Raw genomic sequence first — 6,726 nt, 5'->3', positions numbered from 1 at the left:
TTAATTTGAATTAGAAACACGTAGACGAGCAAAACATTAAATAAATTACTCACGTAATTTAGTTTAATTTTTGTTGCGTGACAATGTATGATGAGAAAACTATATTTTTATTGTGCGTGGTTTCTCTTATGGCGACTCGTGGACGGCCGGCAAAGTTGTTTGATGATTCTGATTTGAACAGAATAATTCGTTTTGCAATGCGTATGGAATTTCGAACTAAAGCACAGCAAGAACTTTGTGATGCTGAAAATTTTAGACCGATTACGGCTTTTCATATTGCTGTTGATAATGAATTGTTGACGCTAATAAAAACTGTAAATCGTCAAAGAACTGCGTATAGAAAAAATGCTGAGTTGTACAAAATTATTCAACATAAAATGACTACGACTGTCCCATTAACACACCTAGAAAAAGAAATTTTGGGTTATGACTGGAAAGATCGGGACGGTTTTTTTAATTGTCAAAAAGCACTGAGCACATACGCCAAACTTGAAAAAATTGCTAAATCTGAAATTGAACGAGCTGAAAGTACAAAGCGACAAGAAGCAATTAAAAAGACACTTGAGCAACAAACAGATGGACAGAAGCGCAGAAAAGAAAATGAGCGTCGCAAATACTTTTTAGGTGGTGTTGTTCTTAAATATAGCCAATTTTTAAAAGACCACTATTTATTTGGTCCCCAAGATACAGAAGAAGCGATTTTACAGCATTTACTTGAAGATTTTATTGTTTGCAACTACTTGTCAGACGTAACCAATGATGATGAAAATAAAGCAAATAATGTAAGAAATTCTATTAAAAATAAACGCTCTGAGATAATAGAGAAAATAAGAAACGTTGCTAAAGAGATTGAAAATGATAAACGCAGATGACAGTTGAATCAGTTGTTGTACAGCAATTTTTGCGCTCTTAAAATTCTGTTTTCTAACCCAATAATGCTTTTTTGAAGCCGTGGACTATATGCTTTTTTTTGAAGATCAGAAAATTCTTTAAGCTCGTTTTCGAGCTGCTTAATTTTTTCTTGTAGCAAAATTTCTTTCTCAAATTTTGTTATCTCTTTTTCAATCATTCTTTGAATCCGGCTTTTTCTAAAAGTGGATAAAGCTCTCTGAATTTTTCAGGTTGTAAAAGCATGTCTGCAATGCGAATAGCAAATTGCTGATAGCTTTCTGTGCCCTCAGAATATTTCCCCATCTCAGGCATTTCAGACATTTTGTTTGCAAATAGATGACGCTGTGCATCAGTCATTTTTATAAAGAAATCGGGGGTGTTTGGATCTCGTTTAGATTCGATTTTCTTTGCTTCTTGCTTCTGTTTCAATTTGAATGAAAAGCCTGAAATCAACCTCCCTTTTTTGTGCTGTTCATACGTTGCAGTAATGTCTGTGTGCTCATTTATTTGCTTTATAGATGGTTCTAGTACACGCTTTTTGAAGTCACTCATTGCAGTGTATTCGCTTTCTAAAAGCCCTAGCCGATTTCTAAATTCACTGATTTCTATTTGTGGTACTTTGCCGACTTCACGCCAAGCAATTAATAACTCATAAAGCCTAGTTGCATACTTACTTGTTAAGTGTGCAACCTGTTTAGCTTGATAGCTTGTGAAGTGTTCTTCTAAACGCGTCACCAGTGGCACAACATCAGGCGCAAAAGTAATTTCTAATAGTGCTAAATCATCAACGTAAAAAATACGACTAACCCATCGTGAGCGCACTATGCCTGTTTTTCCTGTCTTTTTATATTCTGCTGTATAGCTGAACTGACGATTAAATAGGTTGTTTACTGCTTCTCGAAGTGCCTTGTATGACGCATCAATAGATACATTGAATAAGTTTGCATAGTCACTTGCATGTATTTCTAATTTACTGTCTGCTGTGATGCCTTGCCCAGACTCTCTAGCGTTGATAATTGCGAGCATAATTAATCGTTGTTCTGTTAGCTCCAGATTGTAGCTGGCATTAATTAAAGCATTATCTTTCACTATTAAACTGTTCTTCATAAGACAGCCATAATTGTATTATTAAATTAAAAGACAATGTACGTTAACATCCTTTTAAGGTCAATATATTTTATGTCCCTGAATTAAGAGCTAATGTCCGTTTATATAAGAGCTAATGTCCGTTTATATAAGAGCTAATGTCCGTTTATATAAGAGCTAATGTCCGTTTATGACCGCTGAAATGCACGTATATCAATGCTTTCACCCCTCCTAAAAGCATTTAAAAGCTTTAAAAATTATTAAAAGCCCAACAGCAGGGGAGTGGAACTGCCCTAGGTACTCGCTAAAGCTCGTACTCTATTGCTGTTCGCTACGCTCACAGCGAGGGGCAGTTTTGGTTGATTCTGTTTGTGAAATCTAAAAGCAAAAGCAACTATGAATTCGCTTCGCTCATAGAACTTTATGCTCGCTTCGCTCGGTCTAGGTTCAAATGCCAGTTATAGAAAATCTGGCACTGTTGCAAAGTTAGCGATGAGGCAGCCTTTTGTCTTATTCAAAGGCCTTACATTTCAAAAACTCTGCTTACCAGGCGCATTTCGCCCAGGGGATCACCATAATAAAATGCTGAGGCCTGGCCTTTGCGTAGTGCACGCATCACCTCAATACCTTTGATGGTGGCGTAAGCCGTCTTCATGGATTTAAATCCCAGCGTGGCGTTGATTATCCGTTTCAGTTTGCCATGATCGCATTCAATCACGTTGTTCCGGTACTTAATCTGTCGGTGTTCAACGTCAGACGGGCACCGGCCTTCGCGTTTGAGCAGAGCAAGCGCGCGACCATAGGCGGGCGCTTTATCCGTGTTGATGAATCGTGGGATCTGCCACTTCTTCACGTTGTTGAGGATTTTACCCAGAAACCGGTATGCAGCTTTGCTGTTACGACGGGAGGAGAGATAAAAATCGACAGTGCGGCCCCGGCTGTCGACGGCCCGGTACAGATACGCCCAGCGGCCATTGACCTTCACGTAGGTTTCATCCATGTGCCACGGGCAAAGATCGGAAGGGTTACGCCAGTACCAGCGCAGCCGTTTTTCCATTTCAGGCGCATAACGCTGAACCCAGCGGTAAATCGTGGAGTGATCGACATTCACTCCGCGTTCAGCCAGCATCTCCTGCAGCTCACGGTAACTGATGCCGTATTTGCAGTACCAGCGTACGGCCCACAGAATGATGTCACGCTGAAAATGCCGGCCTTTGAATGGGTTCATGTGCAGCTCCATCAGCAAAAGGGGATGATAAGTTTATCACCACCGACTATTTGCAACAGTGCCGTTGATCGTACTATGATCGACTGATGTCATCAGCAGTGGAGTGCAATGTCGTGCAATACGAATGGCGAAAAGCCGAGCTCATCGGTCAGCTTCTCAACCTTGGGGTTACCCCCGGCGGTGTGCTGCTGGTCCACAGCTCCTTCCGTAGCGTCCGGCCCCTCGAAGATGGGCCACTTGGACTGATCGAGGCCCTGCGTGCTGCGCTGGGTCCGGGAGGGACGCTCGTCATGCCCTCGTGGTCAGGTCTGGACGACGAGCCGTTCGATCCTGCCACGTCGCCCGTTACACCGGACCTTGGAGTTGTCTCTGACACATTCTGGCGCCTGCCAAATGTAAAGCGCAGCGCCCATCCATTTGCCTTTGCGGCAGCGGGGCCACAGGCAGAGCAGATCATCTCTGATCCATTGCCCCTGCCACCTCACTCGCCTGCAAGCCCGGTCGCCCGTGTCCATGAACTCGATGGGCAGGTACTTCTCCTCGGCGTGGGACACGATGCCAACACGACGCTGCATCTTGCCGAGTTGATGGCAAAGGTTCCCTATGGGGTGCCGAGCCACTGCACCATTCTTCAGGATGGCAAGTTGGTACGCGTCGATTATCTCGAGAATGACCACTGCTGTGAGCGCTTTGCCTTGGCGGACAGGTGGCTCAAGGAGAAGAGCCTTCAGAAGGAAGGTCCAGTCGGTCATGCCTTTGCTCGGTTGATCCGCTCCCGCGACATTGTGGCGACAGCCCTGGGTCAACTGGGCCGAGATCCGTTGATCTTCCTGCATCCGCCAGAGGCGGGATGCGAAGAATGCGATGCCGCTCGCCAGTCGATTGGCTGAGCTCATGAGCGGAGAACGAGATGACGTTGGAGGGGCAAGGTCGCGCTGATTGCTGGGGCAACACGTGGAGCGGATCGGGGATTGTCTTTCTTCAGCTCGCTGATGATATGCTGACGCTCAATGCCGTTTGGCCTCCGACTAACGAAAATCCCGCATTTGGACGGCTGATCCGATTGGCACGGCGGACGGCGAATGGCGGAGCAGACGCTCGTCCGGGGGCAATGAGATATGAAAAAGCCTGAACTCACCGCGACGTCTGTCGAGAAGTTTCTGATCGAAAAGTTCGACAGCGTCTCCGACCTGATGCAGCTCTCGGAGGGCGAAGAATCTCGTGCTTTCAGCTTCGATGTAGGAGGGCGTGGATATGTCCTGCGGGTAAATAGCTGCGCCGATGGTTTCTACAAAGATCGTTATGTTTATCGGCACTTTGCATCGGCCGCGCTCCCGATTCCGGAAGTGCTTGACATTGGGGAATTCAGCGAGAGCCTGACCTATTGCATCTCCCGCCGTGCACAGGGTGTCACGTTGCAAGACCGGCACTGTTGCAAAGTTAGCGATGAGGCAGCCTTTTGTCTTATTCAAAGGCCTTACATTTCAAAAACTCTGCTTACCAGGCGCATTTCGCCCAGGGGATCACCATAATAAAATGCTGAGGCCTGGCCTTTGCGTAGTGCACGCATCACCTCAATACCTTTGATGGTGGCGTAAGCCGTCTTCATGGATTTAAATCCCAGCGTGGCGTTGATTATCCGTTTCAGTTTGCCATGATCGCATTCAATCACGTTGTTCCGGTACTTAATCTGTCGGTGTTCAACGTCAGACGGGCACCGGCCTTCGCGTTTGAGCAGAGCAAGCGCGCGACCATAGGCGGGCGCTTTATCCGTGTTGATGAATCGTGGGATCTGCCACTTCTTCACGTTGTTGAGGATTTTACCCAGAAACCGGTATGCAGCTTTGCTGTTACGACGGGAGGAGAGATAAAAATCGACAGTGCGGCCCCGGCTGTCGACGGCCCGGTACAGATACGCCCAGCGGCCATTGACCTTCACGTAGGTTTCATCCATGTGCCACGGGCAAAGATCGGAAGGGTTACGCCAGTACCAGCGCAGCCGTTTTTCCATTTCAGGCGCATAACGCTGAACCCAGCGGTAAATCGTGGAGTGATCGACATTCACTCCGCGTTCAGCCAGCATCTCCTGCAGCTCACGGTAACTGATGCCGTATTTGCAGTACCAGCGTACGGCCCACAGAATGATGTCACGCTGAAAATGCCGGCCTTTGAATGGGTTCATGTGCAGCTCCATCAGCAAAAGGGGATGATAAGTTTATCACCACCGACTATTTGCAACAGTGCCGAAAATCTCAAGTCTATGCTTCAAGATTTTTTAAAAGCTGTTTTTCAGAGGGGGGAATAAGCGAATTTTCATTGTGTCGCTCGTAGACACTCACTAAATACGCACTATTTGCGTTCTAAGAGCATTTTTTATTTCAATTATAATTTTATTCAGGAAAGATCAAGCAGGGCTAAAAACCCCGTTTTTTTACGTTCTAGAGCATTTTAAAATGGTGGTGGTGAGTCGTAATCTTTATTTTGATTAAAAATAGACTCTCTAAGATTATTTAACTCATTAAAGTAATACTGCTGATACATTTCAAAGTTATTGTATTCACGCAGTTCATTGACTTCGTTGATCGCTCGCTCACGTTCTGCAAGCTTTGCTTGATATGCAACATTTTTATCTTTGTCTTTAAACGTCAGGTTAGGGTCAAGGCGTAGCAATGATTTAGGAATCATTGGTACTGGCTTTAAGTTCGTGCCGTTGATGCGGTTGTAGTCTTCGTGATGCAGACACGACACAGAGTTTGGAACTTCGACATCAATGCCCTTTATTTTTACTATTTTGGTTGGTGCGTACTTCTCCAGGTGCTCATTAATAATAACTTCTGTATCTACACGCATTTCATTGATGATTGTTTTGCCTTTGCCACGTACATCCGGTGTGATCTTTTGGGCACCACCGTTGGCAGGGTCTTTGTCGTTATAGCGACTGAAAAACTGTTCAGCAGTTCTATTATGTTCATCGACTGAACGCTCGCAATACATAATATGCAAGTGCGGTTGATCTTGGCCACCGATCTCGCCTGCATGATTATGAATTGCGGCAGTGTATGGGAAGTTAAACTCATGAGTGAATTGTTTAATCAATGCTTCTGCTAGTTCGATTCGTTGCTGAACAGACAATTCTTTCGGTAATGCGATAACTTGGCTTGCAGCAGTGCGAGCATTTTTTCTTTCGTAGTTGTGAGCAGCTTCCCAGAATATGTCTGGGCGATTTTCGGCAAAGCTGGGCATGTTGCCGGATTTCACAAACTCAACTTTTTCATGCACGTTATCTTTGTGATTTTTATAGTGAGCAGTTCGAGTAATGTAGTGAAACCGGTTTTTGCACGATGCCGCTTTTTTAACTTTTGTTGCTCCGGATTTGGCTTTAATTTTTGTTGTGCCTTTGCCAGTATATGCATAATCAAAGTAGTACATTTTCCGATAACTCCATTTTGAAATATGCTTGTTTTTGCTTTTGCCCCGCAGGGCGAGATGAGAGTTTCTAATTCAAATTGATTACGTAGTAA

7 protein-coding genes and 1 pseudogene are annotated in these 6,726 nt (G+C 44.9%); 3 read left to right on the top strand and 5 right to left on the bottom strand.

Annotated features, from left to right (window positions below; genetic code table 11):
• The first annotated feature begins 128 nt into the window (after window positions 1-128).
• Entirely contained in the window at window positions 129-872 is a 744-nt protein-coding gene (locus O4M77_RS15785) for a hypothetical protein (protein WP_323714149.1), read from the top strand.
• 8 nt (window positions 873-880) lie between these two features.
• On the opposite strand, the gene O4M77_RS15780 is transcribed toward O4M77_RS15785, so the two are convergent.
• The 3 genes from O4M77_RS15780 to O4M77_RS15770 form a co-directional block, all read right to left on the bottom strand.
• On the bottom strand, window positions 881-1,069 hold the full coding sequence (locus tag O4M77_RS15780; RefSeq protein WP_180041333.1) for a hypothetical protein: 189 nt from the start codon (window positions 1,067-1,069) through the stop codon (window positions 881-883).
• Window positions 1,066-1,998: a replication initiation protein RepM gene (gene repM / locus O4M77_RS15775; RefSeq protein ID WP_323714148.1), complete on the bottom strand. Its 933-nt coding sequence runs from the start codon at window positions 1,996-1,998 to the stop codon at window positions 1,066-1,068. The genes O4M77_RS15780 and repM overlap by 4 nt, the downstream gene beginning before the upstream one ends.
• A 502-nt stretch (window positions 1,999-2,500) precedes the next feature.
• Window positions 2,501-3,205 (bottom strand): IS6-like element IS26 family transposase, encoded by a 705-nt coding sequence (locus O4M77_RS15770; protein WP_001067858.1) that lies wholly within the window; start codon window positions 3,203-3,205, stop codon window positions 2,501-2,503.
• 113 nt (window positions 3,206-3,318) lie between these two features.
• Between O4M77_RS15770 and aac(3)-IVa the strand changes: the two genes are divergently transcribed.
• Window positions 3,319-4,095: an aminoglycoside N-acetyltransferase AAC(3)-IVa gene (gene aac(3)-IVa / locus O4M77_RS15765; RefSeq protein WP_323714150.1), complete on the top strand. Its 777-nt coding sequence runs from the start codon at window positions 3,319-3,321 to the stop codon at window positions 4,093-4,095.
• Window positions 4,096-4,323: 228 nt separating this feature from the next.
• A pseudogene (locus O4M77_RS15760) lies at window positions 4,324-4,629 on the top strand (hypothetical protein); the annotation flags it as partial.
• Between the two features lie 53 nt (window positions 4,630-4,682).
• Here O4M77_RS15760 and O4M77_RS15755 read toward each other — a convergent pair.
• Together O4M77_RS15755 and O4M77_RS15750 are read right to left on the bottom strand one after the other, a co-directional pair.
• Window positions 4,683-5,387, bottom strand: a complete 705-nt coding sequence (locus O4M77_RS15755) for an IS6-like element IS26 family transposase (RefSeq protein WP_001067858.1) — start codon at window positions 5,385-5,387, stop codon at window positions 4,683-4,685.
• A gap of 266 nt (window positions 5,388-5,653) precedes the next feature.
• Complete coding sequence (locus tag O4M77_RS15750) at window positions 5,654-6,634, bottom strand: MobA/MobL family protein (RefSeq protein WP_180041337.1); 981 nt, start codon at window positions 6,632-6,634, stop codon at window positions 5,654-5,656.
• Between the last annotated feature and the right edge of the window lie 92 nt (window positions 6,635-6,726).

The sequence above is a fragment of the Acinetobacter sp. YWS30-1 genome (assembly GCF_033558715.1).
In the GTDB taxonomy this organism is placed as follows: Bacteria; Pseudomonadota; Gammaproteobacteria; order Pseudomonadales; family Moraxellaceae; genus Acinetobacter.
Note: the sequence above shows the minus strand (reverse complement) of the source record. Positions and strands in the feature narration are given on the sequence as shown.

What these genes read in the sequence shown, in the direction of transcription:
- O4M77_RS15780 (WP_180041333.1), bottom strand. Translation starts at nt 1,069, where the DNA reads ATGATTGAAAAAGAGATAACAAAATTTGAGAAAGAAATTTTGCTACAA.
- O4M77_RS15770 (WP_001067858.1), bottom strand. Translation starts at nt 3,205, where the DNA reads ATGAACCCATTCAAAGGCCGGCATTTTCAGCGTGACATCATTCTGTGG.
- repM (WP_323714148.1), bottom strand. Translation starts at nt 1,998, where the DNA reads ATGAAGAACAGTTTAATAGTGAAAGATAATGCTTTAATTAATGCCAGC.
- O4M77_RS15750 (WP_180041337.1), bottom strand. Translation starts at nt 6,634, where the DNA reads ATGTACTACTTTGATTATGCATATACTGGCAAAGGCACAACAAAAATT.
- O4M77_RS15755 (WP_001067858.1), bottom strand. Translation starts at nt 5,387, where the DNA reads ATGAACCCATTCAAAGGCCGGCATTTTCAGCGTGACATCATTCTGTGG.
- O4M77_RS15785 (WP_323714149.1), top strand. Translation starts at nt 129, where the DNA reads ATGGCGACTCGTGGACGGCCGGCAAAGTTGTTTGATGATTCTGATTTG.